General features: G+C 38.9%; 28 protein-coding genes. 6 read left to right on the forward strand and 22 right to left on the reverse strand.

Going from position 1 to position 24,607, the window contains the following annotated elements; genetic code table 11:
* The first annotated feature begins 113 nt into the window (after nucleotides 1-113).
* Entirely contained in the window at nucleotides 114-248 is a 135-nt protein-coding gene (locus NCCP133_RS02050) for a YqzM family protein (protein WP_019382872.1), read from the forward strand.
* A gap of 113 nt (nucleotides 249-361) precedes the next feature.
* On the opposite strand, the gene NCCP133_RS02055 is transcribed toward NCCP133_RS02050, so the two are convergent.
* From NCCP133_RS02055 to NCCP133_RS02065, 3 genes are all read right to left on the reverse strand, one after another.
* A complete protein-coding gene (locus NCCP133_RS02055; RefSeq protein WP_264803297.1) occupies nucleotides 362-2,680 on the reverse strand; it encodes a DNA internalization-related competence protein ComEC/Rec2 in 2,319 nt (772 codons plus the stop codon).
* A gap of 134 nt (nucleotides 2,681-2,814) precedes the next feature.
* Complete coding sequence (locus tag NCCP133_RS02060; RefSeq protein WP_264803298.1) at nucleotides 2,815-3,378, reverse strand: ComE operon protein 2; 564 nt, start codon at nucleotides 3,376-3,378, stop codon at nucleotides 2,815-2,817.
* A 126-nt stretch (nucleotides 3,379-3,504) separates the two neighbouring features.
* Entirely contained in the window at nucleotides 3,505-4,143 is a 639-nt protein-coding gene (locus NCCP133_RS02065) for a helix-hairpin-helix domain-containing protein (protein WP_264803299.1), read from the reverse strand.
* Between the two features lie 92 nt (nucleotides 4,144-4,235).
* Between NCCP133_RS02065 and comER the strand changes: the two genes are divergently transcribed.
* On the forward strand, nucleotides 4,236-5,063 hold the full coding sequence (gene comER, locus NCCP133_RS02070) for a late competence protein ComER (protein ID WP_264803300.1): 828 nt from the start codon (nucleotides 4,236-4,238) through the stop codon (nucleotides 5,061-5,063).
* A 100-nt stretch (nucleotides 5,064-5,163) separates the two neighbouring features.
* Here the strand turns inward: comER and NCCP133_RS02075 are convergent, their stop codons facing one another.
* From NCCP133_RS02075 to NCCP133_RS02110, 8 genes are all read right to left on the reverse strand, one after another.
* On the reverse strand, nucleotides 5,164-5,913 hold the full coding sequence (locus NCCP133_RS02075) for a class I SAM-dependent DNA methyltransferase (protein WP_264803301.1): 750 nt from the start codon (nucleotides 5,911-5,913) through the stop codon (nucleotides 5,164-5,166).
* On the reverse strand, nucleotides 5,910-6,266 hold the full coding sequence (gene rsfS / locus NCCP133_RS02080; RefSeq protein ID WP_264803302.1) for a ribosome silencing factor: 357 nt from the start codon (nucleotides 6,264-6,266) through the stop codon (nucleotides 5,910-5,912). Before rsfS ends, NCCP133_RS02075 begins: the two co-directional genes overlap by 4 nt.
* Nucleotides 6,267-6,270: 4 nt before the next feature.
* A complete protein-coding gene (gene yqeK, locus NCCP133_RS02085; RefSeq protein WP_264803303.1) occupies nucleotides 6,271-6,837 on the reverse strand; it encodes a bis(5'-nucleosyl)-tetraphosphatase (symmetrical) YqeK in 567 nt (188 codons plus the stop codon).
* A complete protein-coding gene (locus NCCP133_RS02090) occupies nucleotides 6,827-7,396 on the reverse strand; it encodes a nicotinate-nucleotide adenylyltransferase (RefSeq protein WP_264803304.1) in 570 nt (189 codons plus the stop codon). The genes yqeK and NCCP133_RS02090 overlap by 11 nt, the downstream gene beginning before the upstream one ends.
* Nucleotides 7,397-7,438: 42 nt before the next feature.
* Nucleotides 7,439-7,729, reverse strand: coding sequence for a ribosome assembly RNA-binding protein YhbY (gene yhbY, locus NCCP133_RS02095; RefSeq protein WP_264803305.1), 291 nt, complete (start codon nucleotides 7,727-7,729; stop codon nucleotides 7,439-7,441).
* Nucleotides 7,723-8,562, reverse strand: a complete 840-nt coding sequence (gene aroE, locus NCCP133_RS02100; RefSeq protein ID WP_264803306.1) for a shikimate dehydrogenase — start codon at nucleotides 8,560-8,562, stop codon at nucleotides 7,723-7,725. The genes yhbY and aroE overlap by 7 nt, the downstream gene beginning before the upstream one ends.
* Before the next feature lie 84 nt (nucleotides 8,563-8,646).
* Nucleotides 8,647-9,753 carry a ribosome biogenesis GTPase YqeH gene (gene yqeH / locus NCCP133_RS02105; protein ID WP_264803307.1) on the reverse strand — a complete coding sequence of 369 codons (1,107 nt, stop codon included), beginning with the start codon at nucleotides 9,751-9,753 and terminating at the stop codon, nucleotides 8,647-8,649.
* 3 nt (nucleotides 9,754-9,756) lie between these two features.
* Nucleotides 9,757-10,272, reverse strand: coding sequence for a YqeG family HAD IIIA-type phosphatase (locus tag NCCP133_RS02110; protein WP_264803308.1), 516 nt, complete (start codon nucleotides 10,270-10,272; stop codon nucleotides 9,757-9,759).
* A 524-nt stretch (nucleotides 10,273-10,796) separates the two neighbouring features.
* Here NCCP133_RS02110 and NCCP133_RS02115 point away from each other — a divergent pair.
* Nucleotides 10,797-10,937 (forward strand): sporulation histidine kinase inhibitor Sda, encoded by a 141-nt coding sequence (locus NCCP133_RS02115; RefSeq protein WP_026584554.1) that lies wholly within the window; start codon nucleotides 10,797-10,799, stop codon nucleotides 10,935-10,937.
* Nucleotides 10,938-10,967: 30 nt separating this feature from the next.
* On the opposite strand, the gene NCCP133_RS02120 is transcribed toward NCCP133_RS02115, so the two are convergent.
* Nucleotides 10,968-11,744, reverse strand: coding sequence for a phosphatidylserine decarboxylase (locus tag NCCP133_RS02120; RefSeq protein WP_264803309.1), 777 nt, complete (start codon nucleotides 11,742-11,744; stop codon nucleotides 10,968-10,970).
* Nucleotides 11,745-11,921: 177 nt separating this feature from the next.
* Between NCCP133_RS02120 and pssA the strand changes: the two genes are divergently transcribed.
* Nucleotides 11,922-12,461 carry a CDP-diacylglycerol--serine O-phosphatidyltransferase gene (pssA, locus tag NCCP133_RS02125; protein WP_264803310.1) on the forward strand — a complete coding sequence of 180 codons (540 nt, stop codon included), beginning with the start codon at nucleotides 11,922-11,924 and terminating at the stop codon, nucleotides 12,459-12,461.
* Between the two features lie 44 nt (nucleotides 12,462-12,505).
* Here pssA and NCCP133_RS02130 read toward each other — a convergent pair whose 3' ends face one another.
* Together NCCP133_RS02130 and NCCP133_RS02135 are read right to left on the reverse strand one after the other, a co-directional pair.
* Entirely contained in the window at nucleotides 12,506-14,305 is a 1,800-nt protein-coding gene (locus NCCP133_RS02130; RefSeq protein ID WP_264803311.1) for a M3 family oligoendopeptidase, read from the reverse strand.
* Between the two features lie 211 nt (nucleotides 14,306-14,516).
* Entirely contained in the window at nucleotides 14,517-14,660 is a 144-nt protein-coding gene (locus tag NCCP133_RS02135) for a hypothetical protein (protein WP_264803312.1), read from the reverse strand.
* 475 nt (nucleotides 14,661-15,135) lie between these two features.
* Between NCCP133_RS02135 and NCCP133_RS02140 the strand changes: the two genes are divergently transcribed.
* Entirely contained in the window at nucleotides 15,136-16,110 is a 975-nt protein-coding gene (locus tag NCCP133_RS02140; protein ID WP_264803313.1) for a F510_1955 family glycosylhydrolase, read from the forward strand.
* Nucleotides 16,111-16,282: 172 nt separating this feature from the next.
* On the opposite strand, the gene sigK is transcribed toward NCCP133_RS02140, so the two are convergent.
* The 4 genes from sigK to mtnN form a co-directional block, all read right to left on the reverse strand.
* Nucleotides 16,283-16,999 carry an RNA polymerase sporulation sigma factor SigK gene (gene sigK, locus NCCP133_RS02145; RefSeq protein ID WP_264803314.1) on the reverse strand — a complete coding sequence of 239 codons (717 nt, stop codon included), beginning with the start codon at nucleotides 16,997-16,999 and terminating at the stop codon, nucleotides 16,283-16,285.
* A gap of 1,008 nt (nucleotides 17,000-18,007) precedes the next feature.
* Nucleotides 18,008-18,148 carry a YrzI family small protein gene (locus tag NCCP133_RS02150; RefSeq protein ID WP_264803315.1) on the reverse strand — a complete coding sequence of 47 codons (141 nt, stop codon included), beginning with the start codon at nucleotides 18,146-18,148 and terminating at the stop codon, nucleotides 18,008-18,010.
* A 369-nt stretch (nucleotides 18,149-18,517) separates the two neighbouring features.
* Nucleotides 18,518-18,778: a YrhC family protein gene (locus NCCP133_RS02155; RefSeq protein WP_264803316.1), complete on the reverse strand. Its 261-nt coding sequence runs from the start codon at nucleotides 18,776-18,778 to the stop codon at nucleotides 18,518-18,520.
* Nucleotides 18,779-18,904: 126 nt separating this feature from the next.
* Nucleotides 18,905-19,651: a 5'-methylthioadenosine/S-adenosylhomocysteine nucleosidase gene (gene mtnN, locus NCCP133_RS02160; protein WP_264803317.1), complete on the reverse strand. Its 747-nt coding sequence runs from the start codon at nucleotides 19,649-19,651 to the stop codon at nucleotides 18,905-18,907.
* 331 nt (nucleotides 19,652-19,982) lie between these two features.
* On the opposite strand from mtnN, the gene NCCP133_RS02165 reads away from it, so the two are divergent.
* Complete coding sequence (locus NCCP133_RS02165; RefSeq protein WP_264803318.1) at nucleotides 19,983-20,189, forward strand: YrzA family protein; 207 nt, start codon at nucleotides 19,983-19,985, stop codon at nucleotides 20,187-20,189.
* Nucleotides 20,190-20,279: 90 nt separating this feature from the next.
* On the opposite strand, the gene NCCP133_RS02170 is transcribed toward NCCP133_RS02165, so the two are convergent.
* The 4 genes from NCCP133_RS02170 to udk form a co-directional block, all read right to left on the reverse strand.
* On the reverse strand, nucleotides 20,280-20,954 hold the full coding sequence (locus NCCP133_RS02170) for a YrrS family protein (protein ID WP_264803319.1): 675 nt from the start codon (nucleotides 20,952-20,954) through the stop codon (nucleotides 20,280-20,282).
* Between the two features lie 427 nt (nucleotides 20,955-21,381).
* Nucleotides 21,382-23,172 (reverse strand): peptidoglycan D,D-transpeptidase FtsI family protein, encoded by a 1,791-nt coding sequence (locus tag NCCP133_RS02175; protein WP_264803320.1) that lies wholly within the window; start codon nucleotides 23,170-23,172, stop codon nucleotides 21,382-21,384.
* Between the two features lie 61 nt (nucleotides 23,173-23,233).
* Entirely contained in the window at nucleotides 23,234-23,710 is a 477-nt protein-coding gene (gene greA, locus NCCP133_RS02180) for a transcription elongation factor GreA (protein ID WP_264803321.1), read from the reverse strand.
* Nucleotides 23,711-23,967: 257 nt separating this feature from the next.
* The gene (gene udk / locus NCCP133_RS02185) at nucleotides 23,968-24,603 is read right to left on the reverse strand and encodes a uridine kinase (RefSeq protein ID WP_264803322.1); all 636 of its coding nucleotides are present in this window, start codon (nucleotides 24,601-24,603) and stop codon (nucleotides 23,968-23,970) included.
* Between the last annotated feature and the right edge of the window lie 4 nt (nucleotides 24,604-24,607).

A 24,607-nucleotide genomic window follows, 5' to 3' on the forward strand; every position in this document is an offset into this window, starting at 1 on the left:
TGTGGTTTTAACTTATTTGTGACAACTCTTGTTAATGCAGGAAAAGAGGCGGGGAATGCTAGATTTTTTTATATGAATGCCTTATACTATATAGGAAATAGGAGGGGTAGACTGTGAACGAATTTGAAAAAAACGTCCAAAGCAAACGTAATGATGCTATCGACTCTGGAGTAGGGTTCATTGTATCATTTGGTTTCTTCGCTACGTTATTTGTTATTGCAACAGTCATTAAATTTTTAGGAGCTTAATGGCTACATAATGCGAAAATTGAAATTGTGCTGGCCCATCTTCATGATGGGCCACCTGCATTCTGACTGCAAATGCAGTCTTTTTTTATGTCCTGATTGCTTTCTAAGATATATTATGGAACCTGCACCGAAAAGGTTCCTGAATTTCCTTTAAAAATATAGGTAATCGCCCCATGAACATCAGTTCTCAAAATTTGAATATTATGCTGATTGAACCGTGCAATGACGTCCGGGTGCGGATGCCCATAACGATTGTTTATTCCAGCAGAAATGATGGCGAGTTCCGGCTTAACGTTTGAGACGAATGACTCTGCAGAAGAGGTTTTACTGCCATGATGTCCCACTTTTAAGACATCCGCCTCCAAATTGGGATACCTGTCTATCACCCTTTCTTCCCCAGCCAATTCGAGATCTCCGGTAAATAGCCAGCTCAGCCCTCCTAACTTTGCATACAATACAATAGAACCATCATTACTCTCGGTTTTCACTCCGGCTTGAGGAGAAAGTATTTGAAAAATTGATTTTCCTTCAGTCCAATTGTCTCCTGCCTTAACGAATCGCACTTTACTATTTTTACCAATTGCTTTTTTTATGATTTTTTTTTCAAGTTCTGTACTCTCAGCTGATATCGGCATCAGAACAGCCTTAACCCTTAACTCATCAATAACAGCAGCTGCACCACCAATGTGATCCATGTCGCCATGTGTCAAAATTAACTTATCAATCTTACTGATTCCCTTGCTTTTTAAAAAAGGGACTACAGTATCCTTTCCCACCTCATATGAATCACTCCTCGACTTCCATTTCTCCATTTGAAATTTAATGGTCCCTCCTGTATCAATCAAGTAATTCCCTTTTCCATATGGAAGCTTTATCAAAATGCTGTCACCTTGGCCCACATCGAGAAAAGTAACTTCTCCGCTTGGGGATAAGGCATTGGAAAAAAGATGCACAATTACTGCAAATAATAAAATGAAACAGTTAAAAATAATGGCTTTACACCTATTCCTTTCCCATGCTGCAAAAAAAGCAGGAATAAGTACAATATACAATGCCATGACATAAATGGAAGGACGTCCTAAAATAATCGTAGCATGAGGGGTATCTGAAATTGTTCCGGCTACTGCATCAATAAAATGAATAAAATGTTCAAAAGGAGAAAGCAGGAAAGCTGATTTACCGCCAGTAATTAAGTGAAGCAGAAAGAGAATCAGGACAGACGGGAGTACTAAAGATGAAAAAATGGGGACAAAGATAAGATTAGCTAATACAGAAATAATGGATACCTCAAAAAAATGATAAAGCAAAATCGGAAGCGCTGCCATCTGGCATACAAAGGAAACAGCAAGAGTGATTGCAGCAGGGCTGTTGATTCGATTTAATATTAGGGGGGATGAAAGGATGAGCGCCAAGGCAACAGCAAATGAAAGCTGAAAGCCCGCATTAAAAAGGGTAAACGGAGAAATTAAAATATAGAATAAGAAAACAATGGAAAATATATCTATTAATTGGAAAGAAGATTTAAATTTTTGTGCAATTAAAACCAATAGCATCATAAAAACTGCACGAAGCACTGATGGAGCAGCACCTGTAATGATGGCATACCCTGGCAAGATCAGAATCAAAACATTTAGCATTTTTTCCCTTGTTATCCCCGCACGTATCCCTGCTAGAAAAAACATACCTGCAAGCAGCCCCACATGCAAGCCTGAAATAGCAAGTAAATGGATAATGCCTAATTTTTGGTATGACTCTAGGATATCGGGATCAATGAATTCCCGATTTCCAAATATAAGAGCAACGGCTATAGATGCTGTTTTTTCAGGAAAATGTTCCAAGAGATAATTTGTGCCCATTTCTCTTAATTTTAAGAGGGAAAGAACGATGCTGTTCTCACGATAAGAGCAATCAGAAAGGGAAATATGTTCAATTTGGAGGATCCAGAAGATATTATGATGATACAGGTACTCTGTAAAATCAAACTCATTAGGGTTTGTGGCTGGTGCCGGTACCTCCAGCTTGCCACTCACCTTACATGACATGCCAATAGGCAAATGACTGCTAAGCTTCCGTTTTTCTTTCTCTGTTTTAATTTTATATTTTGCGATTACTGTTTCATTAAAGTTAGATAAATCAACAAAAACTGAAAGCTGGTCACCGTTTATTTTAACTTTTTCTTTAATATTTACTTCAAAGAGGATTTCTCTGCCAGTTAGGTTTGTTTCATTCTGGCGCTGCGCGATTTCACCCCGTATAAAAAAAAGCAGAAAAATTATTGCCAGCAGGCCAGCCTGCTTTCGAGTGAAAATTTTTCGGTGATACAGTAAAACTGCTGATATTGACAAAATGAAAATAAGAATAGGTGATTTTAAAAAAGCTATTAGTATTCCCATGAGCGAGGCAGCAGCTGCATATATCCATCTGCCTTTCATAGATTTGCTCCTTTCACGGATTAAATACAGTGCAGGAATAAAAGCTGTAATAGTTAAGAAATCACTCCTGCACTCATTTTAAAATGGAACCTAATTATACTTACCTGTTGATTATGGCTCTAAATAAACACAGTCTAAGAATTAAAAAGCTTGTCTTTCTTTGTTTGATAATCATGCAATAAGTCTCGATTAATTCCACTTCTCTCCAGTTCACTTAGCAATTTTTCTACTAACTCCTGTTTTTCTTGTCTGTTATCGTCAAAAGAAACTTTTTCAGCCTCGACCTGTACCATTTTTACCCCTGCCTTATGGAAGAGTTCAATCCCATAAGGGTGATTCTTATAATCCTCTGCATAGTAAACTGTTATGATGCCAGCCTGGATAATTGCCTTGCAGCATTGAAGACAAGGAAAATGTGTGACATATATCTCTGCGTCACTTGTAGGTACACCAAATTTGGCACATTGAAGTATTGCATTCATTTCCGCATGGATGGTGCGTACACAATGATTATCAATCACATAGCAGCCTTCATCCATACAATGTTCTCCGCCGGCAATTGACCCATTATATCCGCCAGCAATAATTCTTTTATCTCTGACAACTGTTGCTCCAACCGCCAGCCTTGTACATGTGCTCCTTAAAGCAAGCAAATGGCTTTGAGCCATAAAGTACTGATTCCAGGAAATACGATCCATTTCTATGCTTCTCCCCTTCCGTCTTTTGCGCAGCTCGGTGCAGCCTCTTAAATATTATAGTAGAAGATCTATTTACTCTCATTAGTTTAAGCCCGAAAAGAAACAAGGTCAACGGAAGGAAATCTCCTACTTTACCTTTATTCGATCCTCTAGTTTTTCAAAGGTCTTGTCCCCTATCCCTGCAATTAACTTTAAATCCTCAATTGCCTTAAACGGGCCATTTGATGCTCGATGCTCCAGAATGGCTGCAGCCTTTGAAGGCCCAATTCCAGGCAGTGTCTGCAATTCCGTTTCAGTTGCTTTGTTAAGATTAATTTTTCCATCATTTGGCTGTACTCCAATCGCTGTATCCGATTGCAGCTTTTCCAATCCATCCGTATCCTCTCCTATTGCAGGGATATGCATGACCATTTCATCCGATACCCTTAAAGCGAAGTTAATCTGATTGGCGTCAGCGTTTTCATTCAATCCTCCCGCTTTTTCAAGTACATCAATAACCCTGTCCCCTTCTTCTGCTTCATACACTCCAGGCTTCTTAACCGCTCCCTTCACATCAACTAATAAATATTGCGGCTGTCCATTTGCTTTGGCCACATCCTCATCGCCATTTTGGCCATCGTCTTCCTTTTCCGCTAACAACTGCTGATTTATTTCCGGAACCGTGTTTGTATCTTGAATAGGCATATATAAATAGTAAAGGAGAGCACTTAATGCAAATAAACCTCCTAAAAAATACCATTTATTGCTTTTTATCCATTCGGTCATAGTCGCCCAATCCTTTCTTTTTTAGCATAAATGTTTTTTTCACTACATATCGTTATACGAGAGAGCCTGCTTTTTGAAGGAGGGATGGAACAATGAAAATCGGAGTCATTGGTACAGGTAATATGGGGAGAATCCTGACAGAGGCATTCCTCGAGGGAGGAGCCGTTTCCCCTTCCTCCATAACAATTACCAATAGGACAATTGCGAAAGCGATGGAGATAAAGGAAACTTACCAAGATATCGCGGTAGCCGAAGATGCCAGGGAAACTGCGAGGCACGCTTCACTTATTTTCGTATGTGTAAAGCCGCATGATGTGTATAATGTGATTCAGGATATTTTGCCGTACCTGTCAAAAGATAAATGCGTAGTATCAATCACAAGCCCCATAAGTATAGATCAGCTTGAATCCGTACTGCCTTGTTCTGCTGCAAGAGCTATTCCAAGCATTACAAATCGTGCGTTAGCAGGTGTATCATTATTATCATTTGGGGAAAGTTGCAAGAATGAGTGGAAAATGAGCATCTGGGAGCTCTTTGAGAGTATTTCAACGCCTGTCTCGATTAAGGAAAACATTACAAGAGTTTCTTCAGATATTGTGAGCTGCGGGCCTGCCTTTTTCAGTTATTTAACACAGCGCTTTATTAATGCAGCTGTATCCGAAACAGAAATAGACCAAGAGACTGCAACCAAGCTTGCAGCTGAAATGTTAATAGGATTAGGGGATCTGCTGAAGAAAGGTTTTTATACTTTGCCTGCACTGCAGGAAAAAGTATGTGTCAAAGGCGGAATAACCGGGGAAGGGATTAAAGTGCTTGAGAACGAATTAGGTAACGTATTTGAGCATTTATTCCAGGCAACACATTCAAAATTTGACGAGGATCTTGTAGTGGTGAAAAAACAGTATACACTTCAACAATAATAATTCTTTTTGCGGTAAAATAAATCCTTCTTTTTTAGAAAAAAATTTAGCCAGGTTGCTTATATCGCAAACTGGCTTTTTTAATATCAATAATAAGCTATTAACTCAATTTCTTTGAGATGAAAAATATCCGTTCAGCCTGGGTTCCAGGAGCGGCATCTTTAAAATCAGCCGATACTTCGAGCAGTTCGAAGCCGCTTTCCCTAAGCCATTCTTCATAAATTTCTACAGGATAGGTCCGCTGAAAATGTAGCTCATCATACCTGTCATATTTCCCTGTTCCTTCATCTAAAACAAAAAAAGAAAGGTCATGTTCAACAGAGTTTGGGTATTCTCCCTGATAGCAGTGCCAAATATAAGAAATTTCCTCATCATTCTCAGCAAAGGTCTGATTCATAAAGATTTGCATTATTTTATAGATTGAATGGACATCGAATATAAAAAGTCCGTCCTCATTTAAATGTGCATAAACACGCCTAAAGGTTTCCCGCACGTCTGATTCCGTTACAAGATAATTTAATGAATCACAAAAAATTCCTATAATATCGAATTGGCCAACCCCATCTAACTCTGCCATGTTTTGCTGATAAAAAGGAATTTTCAAGCCTTGTTGATCAGCTTTTGTTTGGGCTACAGCAAGCATATTCTCTGACAAATCTACACCTGTAACTTCAAATCCTTGCTTCCCAAGCCTAATCGAAAGCTGGCCAGTCCCGCATGCCAAGTCCAAAAGCTTTTTTCCTTGAACTTTATACTTGTTATGTTTTTTGTTTATTAATGCAACCCAGCTGTCGTAAGGCACGTCTTCCATTAACTGGTCATAAAGGTAAGCAAATTTGCCGTAGCTCATTGATTAAGCATGCTTTGGACGTTTTCGACCGGTGCATCGCCCCAAAGTCTTTCCAGATTATAGTAGGCTCTTTCATCACGGTGGAAAATATGGGCTACAATATCTCCCATATCAACTAAGATCCACTTTGCTTCATCAAAGCCCTCCATCCTTTTTATTATATAACCATGTTCTTCGGATTTTTCTTTCATTTCTCTGGCTATGGCTTGAACTTGTTTGTCTGAATTCGCATGGCAGATAACAAAGTAGTCAGAAATTAAAGAAATCCCTTTCATATTAAGTACGGTAATATCCTCTGCCCTTTTATCATCAGCCGCCTTTACTGCAGTCATAAGCAATGCATTTTCATTCATTCAATCAATCCTCCATTTTCATTACAAGGTCATTATAGGTATGGAAGGTAGCAGGAAAAACCGGCTGTCCTTTTCTCATCAGAAACATAATCGTATTTTGTATTGATTTTATTAAAGCTTTATTCAGACTTGAATCAGCTATCTCTCGAACCTCTTCAACACCCGGAAAATGCCTTCCTGGCTCAATGTAATCTGCAAGGTAGATGATTTTTTCCAGCAGATTCATCCCCGTCCTGCCGGAAGTATGGTACCTGATTGCGCTGAGAACCTCTTTATCAGAAATTCCTGCTTCTTTTTCAGCTAAAAAGGCACCAACCGGAGCATGCCAAAGTTCACTATTATAATCCAAAAGTTCTCTGGGCATCTGTTCCATGAGAATGATTTCCTTCATTTCTTCTTTTGGCCGAAACTTGGCATAGTCATGAAAGATTGCTGCCAGTTCAGCTTTCTTTTTATCCGCCCCATACATTTCTGCAAGCCTTAAAGCCGTTTCCATCACACCAATTGTATGGAGATAGCGATGTTCAGTTAATTGCTCCTTAACAATTGCCAGAGCTTCTTCACGATTCATATAAATAATTCTCCTTTATATACTTCCTTATTGAATCAGGGACTAAGTACCGAATCGTTCCGCCTTCTTTTAACCGTTTCCTGATCATACTGGAGGATATTCCTATTTCAGGAACCTCGGAATAAAAAATCGGGTAAGAGGTTTGGAGATTGTAAGATGGCCTTTTTACACCGACGAAGTTAATCATTTCAAAAAGTTTATCTATGTTGTGCCACTTTGGCAAATACTCGACCATATCTGCACCGATAATAAAGTAAAACTGCTTATGTGGATAGTTTTCCATTAAAAGCTTCATTGTATCATAGGTAAAAGAAGGTCCTGGTCTCTCAAGTTCGATAAGTTCCAATTTAAACTTAGGCTGTCCAGCCACCGCCAGTTTCAGCATTTCTATTCGATTCCTGTTCGTGACGGCATTTGACTTTTTCTTATGAGGAGGTTCCTGGTTCGGCATAAACCATACTTCATCCAGTTCTTGTGAGCACATTACCTCATTGGCAATAATAAGATGGCCAAGATGCGGCGGATCAAAAGTTCCTCCAAGTATGCCTATTTTCTCCATGTGTTTACCCCTCCTTTCTAAATTCCAAATAAGAAAGCTGAATTACGGCAGGTCGATCTGTTTGTTGTCCATAGATTCCTTATATAGAACAATAATGTTCCCGATGATTTGTACAAGCTCGGATTTTGTTCCTTTTTCCAGCTGCTCCGCAACCGTATCCCTGTCTTCCTCACAGTTCTGAAGCACGGTTACTTTTAATAATTCACGTGCTTCTAAGGCTTCTCCTACTTGTTTAATCATATTTTCATTGACCCCACCCTTTCCCACTTGAAAAATGGGATTTAAATGATGAGCTTTTGAACGCAAAAAACGCTTTTGCTTTCCTGTTAGCATGATAATCCTCCCAGTTGTTTTAAGACTTTGTCTTTCATTCTTTTGATATCCGGTACAATGCCATTCCATTTCTTAAAAGCCAAAGCTCCCTGATGTACAAACATATCAAGTCCATTTTGGATTTCAGCTCCTTTATTGCCAGCTTCCCGCAAAAGCTTTGTCTCAAGAGGATTGTAGATGATATCACTCACAAAGGAGCCAGACTTAAGTTTATGTATAGAAATAGGGGACCGTTCAATATCCGGAGCCATTCCAATTGGTGTTGTCTGAATGATCAAATCGTATATTTCCAGCTGATGCTCAGCTTCTTCTATATTCAATGCCCGGGCAGTTACCTGATAAGGGCAATCCTTAACTATAAGATTAGCTTTAGTAACAGTACGATTACAAATATCCAATAAGCCGGGACCTTCTTTTGCCATAGTAAAATATATGGCTCTAGCGGCTCCGCCAGCCCCAATTATTAGTACCTTCTTTTCTGATAACATAGAGATTCTCTCCAGCAGCCCTTTGACAAATCCGCTTCCATCTGTATTAAAGCCTTTTAAGTTTCCATTTTCATTTACGACTGTGTTAACCGCACCAATTGCCTTTGCCAGAGGATCCAGCTCATCCAATAAAGGGATGATTGCCTCTTTATGCGGAACCGTAACGTTGAAGCCTGCAAAACCCAGTGCTTTGAATCCTTTTACAGCATCGGAAAGATTTTCTTTTTTAACATGAAACGCATGATAATTGGCATTTATGCCATAAACCTGAAACAGTTCATTATGCATGGAGGGCGACATCGAGTGTTCTATCGGATCACCTATCACACCAAAGAGCTTTTTCAATTTCCTCTCCCCTTTTAAAAGAATCTAAGTCCGAGCGTATCGGAAATTGTTTTTGCCAAACTTTGAGGACCAGAAAATGTCCAATTAAATTAAAGATTTTCTTATTAATGCATGGACACCCTTCGGTACATAAGCAGCTACTTTAGCTCCAGCATCGTTCACCGTAATCCATCCAAGACCCGAAAATACGATATCGGTTTTGGGCTCTTTTATGCTAAATTCGTGCCTTACCAGTTCAGGGAATGTTTCCATTTGTTCTTTTCTTGGAGGTGTGAGCATTTCTCCCGCATGGTTTTCATATAATTCATCTGCTTTTTCCATTTTAGTTCGATGTATATTAAGATCATTAGAAAAGTGGCAGACGAACGAACGGCGTCCTCCAGATATATAGTCAAACCTTGCAAGCCCTCCAAAGTATAGCGTTTGTTCTTCATTCAGCTGGTAGACTTTTGGCTTGATTTCTTTCTTTGGGGTAATCACTTTTAAGTCCCTTTTATCCACATAATGGGCCATCTGATGATGGTTAATAATACCAGGGGTATCCACTAATGCTTTCCCATCAGATAAAGGAATCTCAATAATATCTAGCGTGGTGCCTGGAAAATGAGAAGTGGTGATTACGTCTCCTTCACCCGTTATTTCCTTAAGAATGCGATTTATGAAGGTGGATTTCCCGACATTTGTACAGCCAACCACATATACATCTTTTCCTTCTCGATAATGGTCAATAGCTGCAGCAACTTCATTGATGAAATGTCCTTTCGAAGCACTTACCAAAAATACTTCTTCAGGTTTTAACCCAAGCTGCTTGGACTCTTGCTTCATCCAATTAATCAGCTTATTGGCTTTTACTGATTTAGGAAGCAAATCAACCTTGTTTCCGACAAGAAGGATTTTATTGTTTCCAACAAAGCGGTGAAGCCCAGGAAGCCAGCTTCCATTGATATCAAAGATATCAACGATCTTCACAATTAGCGCATCGCTTTGTCCGATTTCATTGAGGATTTTTAGGAAATCGTCATCCGTAAGACTTACATCCTGAACTTCATTATAATGTTTTAGCCTAAAGCAGCGCTGGCATATGATCGCTTCCTTTTCCAGCGCGGATTTTGGGGCATAACCTATTTCCTCGGGGGTTTCCGTTTGGATTTTAATCCCGCAGCCTATACAAGCATATTGCTCTTCACTCACTTTTTAATCCTCCCACTGAATCATTCCTTTTTTTCTAAACCAATTCAAAATTTTTCTTTCGACTAAACGGTTAAACTTTGTAACGAACCCATCTGTTTGAGCAACAGGCACGACAAGGATCGTATGGAATCCGCTTCGGTTTCCGCCAAGTACATCCGTCAGCAATTGGTCACCAATAACAACCGTTTCTTCTTTTTTAAGCCCCATTTCAGATAAGGCTCTTCGAAATGCCCTTCCCATCGGTTTCCTCGCTTGATATATAAATGGAATACTCAGCGGATGGGAAAAAGCCTTGACACGGTTTTCATTATTATTTGAAACGATTGTAACCTTTATATTGCTTTGTTTCATTTCTTCAAACCAGCTTATCAGTTTCGGGGTTGCATTAGGCCTGTTCCATTCCACTAAAGTATTGTCCAGATCCGTTATAATTCCTTTAACGCCTTTTTCCTTTAAGCTTTGAGGAGTAATCTCAAAGATGCTTTTCACATGCTGGTCAGGCAAAAAATGCTTTAACACTATATTTACACCTCTATCATTATTCTTATTGTCCATTTCGATAAGTGCGGGAGGCCTGTAGCAATATCACCTATGCAGGTTTCGAACATTAATATTTTTACTTACAAATGCTAATTACCGTTTACATCATAACCAATTATATCCGCTCTTTCAAAACAACACCATAAATCACGCTGTTATATTTTATAAGATTCCACAAAAAGGGGAAAGACACTCAAACAAAGGAAATTTACTTGCAGAAATTTAGTAATTTTGAACTAATTATAAAAATTTTTCGACAAAGTTCTACTTTCTTTGATAACTGTGGATAACTTTATGCACATATTCCAATGTGGTTCTTATACTTTTTCCCTTTTTATAAACAAAATAATCACAGGTTATCCACTGCTATCTGTGGATAACAGAACAGTTGTTCCAATCGTTTTATTTTGCTAGAGTAGGGGTACAACATAAAATCCTACATTATATGTATATAAATAAAGATTTAGAACAGTCTATTTCTTTTTTCTGGAGGTGTGACAGGCATGCGCAAACTGTCAGATGAATTACTAATCGAATCCTATCATAAGGCAAGGGAACTCCAGCTTAGCAAAGACTTCATCCGTTTAATTGAAACAGAAATCCATCGGCGCTCACTATCAAACAGAATAAAAGTTTCTTCTTAAAAAGTACAAGCCCTGAAAGGGCTTGTTTTTTTATAAAAGATTTCCAATGAGCTGCCCTACTTTTATGTGAGCTGGCGCCTTTACGGAAGGATTCAGCTCAAATCTTCCTTTCTCAAAAAGAAGGATAACAGTCGATCCAAATGAGAAATAAGCCATTTCCTTGCCCTTTTCCAACTGGTCTTCCTCATGAATCAGTTCAATTGAATTTACAAACATGGCCCCTACTTTAACGATTGCAATCGTGGCTGTTCCATTCATTACCTCAGTGATGCTGCGGTAATTCTTTGAAAGAGTATCCCTGCCGTATTTTAATCCCCATTTATTCACCGGATAGGATTTTGAACCGAGAACCCATTGGTCAACAACCTTGCCGGTAACAGGACTGTGGATACGATGATAGTGGCTCGGACTTAAATAAAAAATCATATAAGTGCCACCAGTGTATTTTTCAGCTTTCTTCTCACCAAGCATTTCCGAAATGGAATAATCTTTGCCTTTAACCGTAATGATGCGTGTGGACTGAATGCTCCCTATATCTTCAATAACAGCATCGACTGGGCTGACTGCCGAATCCGGACTTTCATCTGGAATCCGTAATCCATCTTTTAATCTCCTGATGAAAAACTCATGAAGAGAGCGGTAGTCCTTTCTTGCTCTTTCCATCTCACTCTCATTTATATTATAAACCCTTGAAAATGAAGGAATGGCCCACCTGCTCCATTTTGATCGTGCAAATCTCTGCAGCAACGAGGATGTCCATCTTCTATTTGTAAGCTCGATCATCAAGCGATATAAAGATTTAATCAATCGGCAAGCCCCCTAAAAGAAATATGTTATTTACGAACAGGCATAAAAAGCATAGAATAAAATATTATTATATAACAAATTAATCTAAGTTTGCCATAAACTACTCCAGCATTGCTATACTTTTTAGCATAATTTTGAGCCAATAGCTATTCCCTCAAATAACAAGGAGTGTATTGAATGTTTTTATCTGATGTTCTTGATTTAACCATCAAGAAACTAAAGACACAGACAGCCAATGTATTGACGCTTGCCAACCTGTCTTTAGGAGGCTTAGCCATATTATTTGCTATTAATGGGAACTTGAATCTAACTGCGCTCCTGATCTTTGTGGCTGCCCTTGCTGACCGCTTTGATGGCATGGCAGCCCGAAAGCTGAACATTGTGTCGGATATGGGTAAGCAGCTTGATTCGATGAGTGATATAATCTCCTTTGGAGTTGCTCCCTCCCTTTTACTGTACCAGGGAATTTTGGCCGGTTTTGGAGCTCCGGGATCCTTTATCGCCATCCTTTATATCGGTTGCGGAGCAGTCCGTCTTGCACGTTTTAATATATCGGAACAAAACGGCTACTTTACCGGTCTTCCCATTACAGCCGCGGGCTGCCTTGCAACGTTAAGTTTCCTCGCAATTCCATACTTGCCCGAACCTCTTTTCCTGTTTATTATGCTGACTCTTTCATTTCTCATGATAAGCCCTTTTAAGCTAAAGAAAATGTAATAAAGCCGCACTCAAATGAGTCCGGCCTTTATATTTTTCTTTTGTTACTTCTTTTCTGTTAATGCCAGAAATTCTTCTACATCATCAATGCATAGCTGTACGGCACTTTTCCAAAATTCCGGTTTTGTTAAGTCGGCCTTTAGATGTTTCATCGCTAAATCTTCGACCGTCATGGAAGCTGTATCTTTTAACAATGCAATATATTTTTCCTCGTACCCCTTTCCTTCTTCAATAGCCTGTGCGTAAATTCCAAGCGAGAATAGGTAGCCGAAGGTGTAAGGAAAATTATAAAATGGTACGCCTGTAATGTAAAAATGAAGCTTTGATGCCCAGAAGGAAGGATGATATTCATCCAATGCATTTCCGTAAGCTTCTTTTTGAGCTTCAGCCATTAATTCATTCAATCGTTCTGCACTCACATTTCCCTTTTTTCTTTCCGCATAAAAACGGGACTCAAATAAAAAGCGTGCATGAATGTTCATTAGGAGGGCTACCGATCTTTGAACCTTTTCTTCAAGAAGCGCCAATTTTTCCTCTTCAGTCTTTGCATTTTTAACTGATGCATCAGCAACAATCATTTCAGCAAAAGTAGATGCTGTTTCGGCAACATTCATAGCGTAGCTGCGATTCAATAAATGAAGCTCCTTCATCGCATAAGTGTGGAATCCATGTCCAAGCTCATGTGCCAAAGTAGAGATATTGGAGGGAGTTCCGGAGTAAGTCATAAAGATTCTCGATTGGCTGCTTTCAGGGAAATACGTATGGAAACCGCCTGGAGATTTTCCGGGTCGATCCTCTGCTTCAATCCATTTATCTTCAAATGCTTTTTCGGAAAACGCCGACATTTCCTCTCCAAATTGAGAAAACTGTTCAAGGATAAACCTTGCACCTTCCTGGTATGAGACTTTCATTTCTGTCTTGCTAAGCGGTGCATCCAGGTCATACCAGCTTAATTTATCAATGCCCAATAACTCTGCCTTTCTTTCTATATATCTCACAAGAGGTGCTTTATTTTTAGAGATGACCTCCCACATTGTATCCAATGTTTCTTTTTTCATCCTATTCAAGCTAAGAGGTTCTTTCAGAAAATCCTCCCAGCCTCTTAATTTATATACATTTAGTCTAAAGCCAGCTAAGTGATTCAATGTCTTGGATAGATAATCTGCCTGGCCGCTCCAGGCTTTTTCCCATTTATCAAAGACTTGCTTTCGAAGGCTTCTATCCGGACTGGAAAATTTATTCGCAGCCTGGCCGACTGAAAGCTGCTTTTCCTCTCCATCTTCACGGACTGAAATTTTAATATTTCCCACTATTACATCATACATTTGACCCCAGCCATGATAACCATCAATTGCGAGAGCATTAATCACTGACTCTTCCTCTTGAGATCGTTTTTCGGCTGCACGTTCCCGCCGTTCTGTAAGCACAAAAGCAAGTTCGCTCAGACTTTCGTCTTTCAGAATGTTCTTCCATCCGGCCTCATCAAAACTGGCAAGCAACTGATCAAAAACCGTTAAAGCTGTTTGAAATTCCGCACTTAGCTCAGTCGTTGATCCCCTAAGAGCTTTTGCTTTCCTGTCTTCTGTATTTTGAGCCTGCAGGCAGTTCACAAAAGCTCCTGCCTGGCGGAGCTTTTTAGCTGTTTGCTGGAATAGATCAATCATTGCATTTATATCTTTTGCATCTGCAGCTGAATTGGAAGTCTGCCATTTATGTACCTGATTATAAAATGATTGGATATGTTCTCTTGTAGTTTGCAAATGCTGTTCGAATTCCTTTGAATCACTTCCGCCTTTAAAAAAGGTATCCAAATCCCAAACTGTAGAATAGGCTGTTGCAGTCATCCTTTTCCCCCTATTAAAATATTTCGTATACGGAAATATTATAAATTAATTTTTCCGAAATTTCTATAAAAATGACTGAATAGTATATTTTTCAAGGACTGGTTAATTTGGCAGTTAATATACACCCAGCCTACAAAATACAAAAGGGGAGAGCATTTTAATAGAAAGAAAAGGCCCATACCTGCCTGGTATGAGCTTGATCTCTATCGTGCTATTTAAAATAGCCCCCATAATACACAAATCCTCCAAATACAAGCAGCAGGATAAGCAGTGCAACTACCAGAGCCAGCCAGAAGCCTCCGCCTCCATAATATAGATAAGGCGGTACTGGATAACCGTAATAACCATAAGTCATTATGCTTCTATCTCCCTTCACTTTCTATTATTAGAATATGTGTACACCGCGGGCTGGGTTTAGGCAATTACAACAGAAATCCTCCTTTAGGCAATCAAATTATTAATAATATTTTCATGAGCAACGCCAATAAACTCATCATATGATAATAGCAGAAGAAAAACTAAGGGAGGAGTGTTAAATGAAGATCATATCTATCTGCAAAAAATGCAAAGGATCCGGCAATATTCCCGCTTGCAAAATTTTAAAGAAAACTTGCCCTGTCTGTAAAGGAACAGGAAAAACGACCAAGTTCATTTCGGATATAAAAAAAGAAAAGCGGCAAAATATCTCACTTATTCCAAATTGAAACGCATAAAAAAATATGAATCTTTAAAGAACCCTTACATGAGGCAAGGGTTTTTTATTTTTTCTCTAAATACTATATAATGACAGCGGTAAGAATAAACAGACTAAGATAAACAGGAGGAAAAAAATGAAACAGTGCAGGAATGGGGTTCTGCTTTCAATATTTTTGTCTATATTACTTGCAGCAGGCTGTTCTTCAGAAGAGCAAAAAAAACAAAGCCAGTCGGAGGAACCTTCCAATAAGACAGCGGAAGAAACACCCTATGAAATCAAAAAGGCCTCAGAACAGCAGATTGAGCATATTCAGGGCATAGGATATCCTGGAAACGATACTGGCCTTTATCTTTCTTCAAGTGATGGCCTAAAACTTTTTAAAGATGGCACATGGTTTGAAACAACCACAGATAACCATGATTACATGGGTTTCCAAGCACTCATAGACGGCTATATTGCCAGTGGCCATCCAAATAAAAACGCCAATCTAAAAAACCCGCTTGGTATTGTAAAAAGTACTTCTAAAGGGGAATCATTTGAAGAACTAGCTTTTTATGGCGAAATCGCCACTCCTTTTTTATCAGCAGGCTACAATACCGGTATGATTTATATGATCAGCCAGCAAGAAACACCTAATCTCGATGCCGGAGTATACCGTTCAAAGGATGATGGGCAAACGTGGGACCCAGTTCAGCTAAAAGGACTGGAGGCTGACACGCTGGGGATGATCGCTGCACATCCTGATGATGCCAATCTCATGGCTATGTCCACCAGAAGTGGAATCTTTCTATCAATGGACAAAGGAGAAACAATAAAATTAGTATCTGAACCAGTCATGGCCACAGCTTTGGCCTTCTCGTCAGACAGCTTATACTATGCTTTTGCAGGGCAGGATAAGGTATTAATGAATAGGCTTAATCTCAAAACCATGGAAGCACCTCCGGTTGAAATCCCGTACCTTAGCTATGACAACCCGATTACATACATAGCAGCTGATTATAAAAACAGCGGAAGAATTTCTTTTTCAACCTATTTAAAAGATTTATATGAATCTGCTGATGGTGGCGAAAACTGGGACCTTTTATTAAAAAATGGCTGGATAAAGTAAGCTTCAATCAAACAGGATGTGGTGTTCTTAGTTTTTGTACTATTTTTCTAGCCCTTTACATTAAAAGCTTGATTGGGCAATTAGATTCCTTTGATTCTGCTGTGTCTTGAAGAGGGAATCATACTAACCGTTAGACTGCGATAAAATAATTAAAGGGCAGCTGAGCTGCCCTCTAATTATTTTTTCTCTTTTCTTTTTCTGCCCGATAAAATTCATGGAACATTTTCATAAGGGCCCTCTTCTCGATGCGGGAAACGTAACTCCTCGAGATACCGAGCTCCTTTGCAATCTCCCTCTGGGTTTTTTCTTTTTGCAGATCGAGCCCAAATCTGCCTACAATAACCTCTTTTTCTCTGTCATCCAAAACATCAATATATTCCTTAACTTTTTCAAGCTCCATATTCAGCTGAATTGTATTAATGACATCCTCTGACTCTGATTTTAATACATCAATGAGTGATATTTCATTTCCTTCTTTATCCTGCCCAATGGGGTCGTGCAGCGATACATCCTTTTTTGTCTTTTTTAAAGCCCGCAAATGCATAAGTATTTCATTTTCAATACACCTCGCTGCATAAGTGGCTAGCTTTGTTCCTTTCCCTTCCGAGTAGCTTTCAATGGCTTTGATGAGGCCGATAGTCCCTATTGATATAAGATCTTCCGAATCTTCACCCGTATTTTCAAATTTTTTAACAATATGGGCAACCAGCCTGAGGTTATGTTCAATAAGCATATTACGGGCATGAGCATCTCCTGAAGCCATCAATCGCAGGTACTTTTTTTCATCTGCAGGTGACAGCGGTTGAGGAAATGCATTATTTTTCACATACGAAACAAGAAATACAATTTCCTTAACCAAAAACCCGAGTGCAGTTAATATTCCTGACATTTTTTCCACCCCCGCTTTTAATGCGTACCTTAAAAAGCCTATAACTAATTCCTATGTAAGCATGAAGTTGTTTTTGTCTGTCCCATGCATTTTAATTTCATGGAAAAATAAGCAAAAAATGCAGTGTATTTAATTATTTCTTAAATCTAGGCTCTTATAGAAAGTCTATCATCATGAATTTAACAATTGCCTTTTTTTCCACAAACTTTTTATAATAGGCAGATTGCATGTACAATGTCCTGCCATTTACATATGGCGCACTATTATCCAGCCAATATCTTAAGCCTCCTTATTATCAAGGAACATTGAAGGCGTTTTTTGACCTGTATTACTTTTCCTTTACTCCTCTCGAGTTTTCTTTTTTTTATTAGACAACCAGTTCCGCCATTCGTTAAAATAAAAGGACAAACTTAGAAAGAGGGAAACGAATTGTGAACCCGCGTATTATTCTGGCATTTGTTTTTTTCATTGTTTTATTGGACAGTCTTGCCAAGTTCATTTTTGAAGGCTTTTCTTTTAAAACTTTACTATTATTGCTTGCAACATCAGCTATTGTTCTATTTCTTTGGCTGTATCCATCAAAAAAGGACTGACTTCTATTCCGAGTCAGTCCTTTTGCGAATCTATTTTAATCTAATATTGCTGCCTACTCCGTTACACTTACCTCTGCGGAAATGATGCAGCCAATTGCTCCGCATACAACCAATCCCAACACAATCCAGAACATCTTCCACACCCCTTTAGATAATCCTTGTTTCCTTTAATCTAACATGATTTTGTCTTCATAAAAGCAGGTGTTTGTGAATATTCTGTTAATCCCGACAGAATGGGTTACCTCCTTCTTTTCCTTAAGCCCAAAGTTAAAAGCAAAATATGAAGAGACATATTTGTTTACCTCCCAACAGATTTGTTAGGTGGAATCTTTCTCCACCCAGAAAATTGTCTGACGTCCTTGAATAAGAAAAATCATTTTCCTAACCACCTTTCTAATTTGTTTTTCCACTAAGATTAAAATGGGCGATACATTGAGAATTGACGATCACGATTTTGATCCTGGATTTTTTGGACCATTTGCTGCTGTAAAATATCTTCTGCTGTTAACTGGCGTTTTTTAATCGTTACGGTTAAAAATAATATATTTAAGGTCATGAGATTTTCCACCTCCTTCTTCATATCCGGCCTTTAGGCACAAAAAAGCCGCAAAGAGACATACTCCCTGCAGCTAGAACCATAAAGGCATAAAAAAGCCGCAGAGCACGAATCTCCCTGCGGCATGGATAGGTAATGTCAATAAATTAAGCGAGCCATTCCATTATAGGTCGAATTCGTCATATCATTATTTTGCTTTGCATTTGATACAATTTCTTTTAACATCATGTCATTCGACCTCCTTGTTAGAATTTTTCACTTACATTGGTAATTATATCCACATTTATCTAGTTTGTAAACCTTTTTTTGTTAAATCTTTACTTTTTTCAACATTAAAAAAACGCCCAAAATTCGGGCGTTGAAAGTTTATTATTTTTTCATCAAAAATTCCTGGCCTTCATCTGTTTCATTCAGTTTTGTGCGGCAATGTTTGGAAAGCACAAAGAAATAAATAGAACCGATCAGGAATACGGAAGATGATCCAGCCATTATATATAATTCAGACATTGTATTTGCAGTATCCGGAATGATTAAACCCATGTAAAAAAATGAGCCGACAGCAAGCATAGCAATAGCAAACCGCTTGAAGTCCACCATTTTCTCAAATAAACGTTTTGCTTCATTTTTCATTTTTTATCACCTTCTAAGATCGGTCTTTTTGAAAGACTATAGTCCTACTTTAACATAGAAAGAGGCTTAAAAGGTGTTGTAAATATTGTAAGCATAAGAAGGTAATTCAAAAGGCAAAGTCAGCCTTCATTCATGACCGATTTTGCCTCTTATTATTAAATTGTTTACTTGGCTACTTTCGTTAATGGCTTCCACCATTTTTATAACCAAAGTGGCTGAATGGAGTGCTGCTTTTTCCAGAAATTGCTCAAACGAAATATCAGACTCTTTTCCAGCAATATCAGAAAGTGAGCGAATGACTACAAAAGGAGTATCAAATTGATATGAAACCTGTGCAATGGCTGCCGCTTCCATTTCTACTGCCTGCAAGTCTGTAAATTTATCCCGGATATAATCTACTCTTGCTGGATCGTTCATGAAGGAATCACCTGTTGCGATTAACCCTCTGACAACCTGGATATCCCCACTTTCTTTAGCACATGCTTCAGCAATTTGTACAAGTCTCCTATCTGCTTCAAATGCTGCCGGTAATTGAGGTACTTGCCCGTATTCATAGCCAAATGCTGTTACATCAACATCATGATGCCTAACCTCGTTCGAAATAATAACATCCCCCACATTTAAATCAGGGTGAAAGCCGCCAGCCGATCCAGTATTAATGACATAATCAGGTTTAAAGCGTTCCAAAAGAATTGCAGTTGACATAGCAGCATTTACTTTGCCAATGCCTGAACGAAGCAGGACAACTTCCGCTCCATTCATCTGCCCTGTTGTGTACTCGCATCCTGCAATCGTTTCCTGGCCTTTCTCTTCTATTTTGTCTCTGAGTAAAGTAACTTCCTCTTCCATTGCTCCAATAATCGCTATCTTCATCATAAAACCTCTTTCATTTTTTTTAAAATACTAATATTGCCATTGATAACGAAACTGACTTAAACTTAATCAATTGCTGATTCTTAAAATATGATGCTGCCTGCTTTGTATGTAAGCGGTCAGGGATTTCTATCCTGCCGCAAATTCAATTCTACCATCACCGCTGGGATCTTTACCATAATTCAAAATTCTATTATATATCAGCTTCCCATAAAATTCAGCAGCTTATGCTCAATTGAAATTAATATAGAAATTTGCCAGAATGACGTGACAGAACTAAAATATATGATAGAAATTGTTTGGCTAAGCTTAAGAAAGGATGACGAAGTCTATGAACTTTCAGTTTGAATTAATGGAAGATAAAGTTGAGTTTTATGAGGCCCCAACTTTAAAGGAGCTTGAAAAAAAAATAAATACCCAAATCGAACATAATAAAGCAATTCTGCTTTCTGTCCACCATGTTTCCCATCAAATGCAACTCGACGAAAGCGGCAGACCCTATTATTCTGCTGTTGTTCATTTTAAGGCAAAAAAATAAGGACGCTTGGCGTCCTTTATTATAAAATATTAGATTTTATATCCTTTTGAACTTTGATAACAGTCTAGCTCTAGACGCCCTGCGCTTATCTTAATTTATTTCATTTAATACCTCTACCTTTACTGGCTTCCAGCCCTGGCTATCGACCCAGTCAATATAGACTCGGTATTTCTCGCTTTGGTCTTTGGTTGAAATGGTTCCTACCGATTTATTCTGACCATTATTGCCCAGAAACCATACTGTCATATTGCCTTGGTCAACTCCAGTTGCATACGATATTGCCTGGAGCATTTCCTGCCAATCCACAGCATTCTGATCATAAACAGCCGTGTGCTCGCCCGTTTGAGAGGTGCCAACCGGTTTCCATGCTGGGTTTTCAATCGTTTTTTCTACATCCGGAGAACTTCCGCCTTCGGTTACGACTTTTTCATTTTCATCTTCTGATTCTTCCTCAGCCGCTTGCTCTTCGCTCTCATTCTCTGCCTCTTTTTGATCCTTTTCTACATCTTCATTATTTTTTTTGTCTTTTTCAGCATCACTCGTTTGCCCGTCTTCTTTATTATCGTCTTCTCTCACTTCATTTTCTGATGCAGTTTGCTCCTCAGCCTGCAGATCGTCATCATTGTTCCCGCCGAAGAAGATTTTTGCAGATACAACGATTATTAATAAAATCACTAGAGCAATTAAACTATTCAAAACGATATTCGTTTTTTTTCTTTTTTCACGTTTGCCCAAACGGGACTCTCTGGATTCATTCCCTTTCAAGGCTTTCTCCTCCCCAACTTAAATTAGGATTATTTTACAATAGCTCTTTTCACTAGCCTCTTTTATCATAAATGTCATTTTGTAATATAACTATGCCCGTTAATTTCCGCTCCTGGCACGTAGCGAACCGCGGGGAGGAACGGGAGCCTCCCGCTCCCTCTCCTCGAGAGGGCATTGAATTCCATCCTTAAATAAACACCTCACGAAGGAAATGCGATAGCACTTTCGAGGATCAAATGCCCTTCGCTCAATCTAAGAAGCGCTTAAAAAAACCAAAAAAACGCTTTTATAGCCCCAGCAGAATTTCCGGCTGAGAACATTCTAACATGACCGGTGGCTATCTTAAAAGAAATAACCTTTATAGTCCACTTATCATTATAGGGGACGCCTTTGTTCCCCGAAAGTTATAATATATCATAATAGGATTCTAGTCAGTAGAGCCAAAGGGCGGAGTTTCCTCTGTATGATTATAGTTGTATATCCCTTTCACCATATCGGCAAAAAGCGGATTTACTCCTCCTGTATCCTCTGTTACGCCCAGATTTACCGTTACAAGAGCATACTTGGGATTTTTGTAAGGAAAATAACCTGCAAACCATTTATTATGGAGCTGCTTGCCGTCTACAATCCGTCCTGTTTCAGCAGTACCTGATTTGCCGGCAACCTCATATGGAAGCTCCTTAAACCATCTGCCGGTGCCATCTTCATTGATTACTACCTCTCTGAGAAGTCTTTGAAGCTTCATGGCTGTATAGGGTGCCATCACATCCCCTTCCAACTTTTGTTCCTTAAACTCCAAAAGAGAGGTACTGTTCTTATATTCAATTTCAGAAGCAACCCGGACCATTTCCTTTCGACCTCCTCTTGCGATGGTGGCCATCATATTAGCAATTGCAAGCGGTGTTGCCCTTGATTCATGCTGACCGATTCCTGTCAAGGCAACAAAGTTGCTGTCCTTCTTAGCCTCATCAGTTAGAAATACTCTGCCTTGCTCCTCGTCCTGAAGCTGTTTGAAATCATTGAAGTGATAGATATTCCCTTTCCAGGTAACTGGACCAATTAAGGATAGTTTCTGGGCATATTCCTCCAGAAGTTCGGGATTGATATCCTTTAATTCTTTTGCTACTGTAGCAAATGTATTATTACAGCTTCTGGCAAAGCTCTCGTTGAAATTAAGCATTCCATGCTGATAATTTGTGTCAAGTTGTCCATTGATTTTTTTACTGCAATCAAATTGTCTGGCCGGATCATCCAATCCATGGTCAATAGCAGCTGCAGCAACGACAGTTTTAAAAACCGATCCCATAATTTGCTGTTTTATCATATGGTTGGCTGTCCCGCCATTTTCATTATCAAATGGATCTTCTTTATTAATGGACGGACGCGATACCATTGCTAATACCGAGTTTGTATCGATATCAAGGAGAACAATGCCCCCTCTTTTAATTCCATGCTGATCAGCTAAATTTTCAGCCATCATTTGCACATCATAATCCAAGGTTGTTTTAATATTAACTGGATAGAATGGGTTAGCAGGTTCCACATACTTTACATTAATGCCAAACAACGGCCCTCCAATAGCATCCACATGATAGACAAGCTTGGATGCACCTTCCGGAAGCAAAAACTCATCAAAGCTTCTCTCCATGCCGGTTAGGCCCACCATAGTGCTTATAGATAGCTCTTTTTCAGGATATCGGTCTTTCAAAAGGTTTTGATTTTGACCAGTAATTCCTATTAATTGTGCAGCTGGATTTTCTAAAAGATTATACTTCTTCTTAACAGCAAAAACACCTGGAATCTTCAATGCATTGATATCCTCCATCTGTTCCTCTGTCAGCTGGAGAGGTGCTGGTTTACCAAAAGCAAAAGGCTCCTTTGCATTTTCCACTGAATATTTTAGAGAATACTCGGATGCCCCTGTTATTTCTGAAATCTGTTTCACATTCCATTCCATTTTAGCCAGAAAGGGAAATAAAATAAGAACAGGTATATTCTCATGAGTCAGCGGATTGCCGTTTCGATCCAAAAAATTCCCCCTGCCCGTATCGATCACCATTTCCTGAGATCTCTGGCTGACACTTGCTTCAAGCAGATTAATTTCTCTGTCTGTGAAATGTTCCGTTGATATCAGCTGCAGCTGAATCAGCCTTCCCAATAATAAACATAAACCCATAAAACTAATAATAAGCCAGCCAGCTGCTCTTTTCCTCCACATAAAAAACACCTCGTCAAAAGTCTTGACGAGGTTTTCTTATTTCAAACCACTTTCAATTAACTTATTTAATAGAAATAATACGAACGTTCATTTCTCCGCCAGGAGTTTGAACAGTTACCTCATCTCCAACCGTACGGCCAATCAGGCTTTTTGCAATAGGAGAATCATTGGAGATTTTTCCTTCAAAAGGATCTGCCTCTGCACTTCCTACAATTGTGTATGTTTCTTCATCACCTTCAGGAAGTTCAACAAAAGTTACTGAGCGGCCGAGGGCTACAATATCGCCAGCCATTGCTTCTTCCTGTATAATTTTCGCGTTGCGGATCATATTTTCTAGTGTTGTAATACGGCCTTCTACAAATGCCTGCTCTTCTTTTGCAGAATCATACTCGGAGTTTTCGGATAAATCTCCAAAGCTTCTTGCGATTTTTATACGCTCCACCACTTCTTTACGCTTAACCGATTTTAAATATTCTAACTCCTGCTCAAGCTTTTCTTTACCTGCTTGTGTCATTGGGAAAACTTTTTCTGTAGCCAAAACCTTCACTCCTTCGAATTACACATTCTTTACAGTATGTGTTCTATAAAAGTATGTACTTCTTTATATCAATTTTTAGGAAAATGAATAGGAGCGCGTCCTCTTTAAAGGGCGCGCATTTTATCATTTTTTAGCTTTATTAAGCTGCCTGCAGATTGCTGCTCCAATCAAACAGGATGCGATGAAAAGCAGAAGCTTAAAGCAGCCTGGGTTTTAAAAAATAATGAATCCTATTGCACATTTTCTATGCTATTGTTTCATAAAAATAACTTTTGTTCAAGAATTGTTTGAATTTTTGTGACCATTAAATCGATGGCAACGTAGTTATGCCCGCCTTCCGGAATAATGATATCTGCGTATCTTTTGGTTGGCTCAATAAATTGATTATGCATTGGACGGACAACATTTACATATTGTTCAATCACTGAATCCATGGTACGTCCGCGCTCTTTTATATCCCTAAATAATCGTCGGATGATCCGCAGGTCTGCATCCGTATCTACATACAATTTCATATCCATCAGATTACGGAGCCTTTCATCCTCAAGTATCAGAATACCTTCTAAGATGATTACATCCTTTGGTTTGACTTCAATTATGTCTTCAGACCTTGTATGCATGGCATAATCATAAACAGGCTTGTTAATCGGTTCATAACGAAGCAGACTTTCAATATGCTTAATGAGCAAGTCGTTATCAAATGCAAGCGGATGATCATAATTCGTCTTCAACCTCTCTTCAAAAGGCAAGTGCGTCTGATCTTTATAATAATAATCCTGTTCAATCATAAGAATTGAATGCCCTTCGAAACGGTCATAAATCGCTTTTGTTACGCTTGTTTTTCCAGAGCCGGAACCGCCGGCTACCCCAATTACAACGGGTTTGCGCTTCATTCGG

It is taken from the genome of Cytobacillus sp. NCCP-133, from assembly GCF_026011715.1.
Classification (GTDB): domain Bacteria; phylum Bacillota; class Bacilli; order Bacillales; family Cytobacillaceae; genus Cytobacillus.

Coding starts and splice junctions, on each gene's coding strand:
- NCCP133_RS02055 (WP_264803297.1), bottom strand. CDS start 2,680: ATGAAAGGCAGATGGATATATGCAGCTGCTGCCTCGCTCATGGGAATA.
- NCCP133_RS02060 (WP_264803298.1), bottom strand. CDS start 3,378: ATGGATCGTATTTCCTGGAATCAGTACTTTATGGCTCAAAGCCATTTG.
- NCCP133_RS02065 (WP_264803299.1), bottom strand. CDS start 4,143: ATGACCGAATGGATAAAAAGCAATAAATGGTATTTTTTAGGAGGTTTA.
- comER (WP_264803300.1), top strand. CDS start 4,236: ATGAAAATCGGAGTCATTGGTACAGGTAATATGGGGAGAATCCTGACA.
- NCCP133_RS02075 (WP_264803301.1), bottom strand. CDS start 5,913: ATGAGCTACGGCAAATTTGCTTACCTTTATGACCAGTTAATGGAAGAC.
- rsfS (WP_264803302.1), bottom strand. CDS start 6,266: ATGAATGAAAATGCATTGCTTATGACTGCAGTAAAGGCGGCTGATGAT.
- yqeK (WP_264803303.1), bottom strand. CDS start 6,837: ATGAATCGTGAAGAAGCTCTGGCAATTGTTAAGGAGCAATTAACTGAA.
- NCCP133_RS02090 (WP_264803304.1), bottom strand. CDS start 7,396: ATGGAGAAAATAGGCATACTTGGAGGAACTTTTGATCCGCCGCATCTT.
- yhbY (WP_264803305.1), bottom strand. CDS start 7,729: ATGCTAACAGGAAAGCAAAAGCGTTTTTTGCGTTCAAAAGCTCATCAT.
- NCCP133_RS02115 (WP_026584554.1), top strand. CDS start 10,797: ATGCGCAAACTGTCAGATGAATTACTAATCGAATCCTATCATAAGGCA.
- pssA (WP_264803310.1), top strand. CDS start 11,922: ATGTTTTTATCTGATGTTCTTGATTTAACCATCAAGAAACTAAAGACA.
- NCCP133_RS02130 (WP_264803311.1), bottom strand. CDS start 14,305: ATGACTGCAACAGCCTATTCTACAGTTTGGGATTTGGATACCTTTTTT.
- NCCP133_RS02135 (WP_264803312.1), bottom strand. CDS start 14,660: ATGACTTATGGTTATTACGGTTATCCAGTACCGCCTTATCTATATTAT.
- NCCP133_RS02140 (WP_264803313.1), top strand. CDS start 15,136: ATGAAACAGTGCAGGAATGGGGTTCTGCTTTCAATATTTTTGTCTATA.
- sigK (WP_264803314.1), bottom strand. CDS start 16,999: ATGTCAGGAATATTAACTGCACTCGGGTTTTTGGTTAAGGAAATTGTA.
- NCCP133_RS02150 (WP_264803315.1), bottom strand. CDS start 18,148: ATGACCTTAAATATATTATTTTTAACCGTAACGATTAAAAAACGCCAG.
- NCCP133_RS02155 (WP_264803316.1), bottom strand. CDS start 18,778: ATGAAAAATGAAGCAAAACGTTTATTTGAGAAAATGGTGGACTTCAAG.
- mtnN (WP_264803317.1), bottom strand. CDS start 19,651: ATGAAGATAGCGATTATTGGAGCAATGGAAGAGGAAGTTACTTTACTC.
- NCCP133_RS02165 (WP_264803318.1), top strand. CDS start 19,983: ATGAACTTTCAGTTTGAATTAATGGAAGATAAAGTTGAGTTTTATGAG.
- NCCP133_RS02175 (WP_264803320.1), bottom strand. CDS start 23,172: ATGTGGAGGAAAAGAGCAGCTGGCTGGCTTATTATTAGTTTTATGGGT.
- udk (WP_264803322.1), bottom strand. CDS start 24,603: ATGAAGCGCAAACCCGTTGTAATTGGGGTAGCCGGCGGTTCCGGCTCT.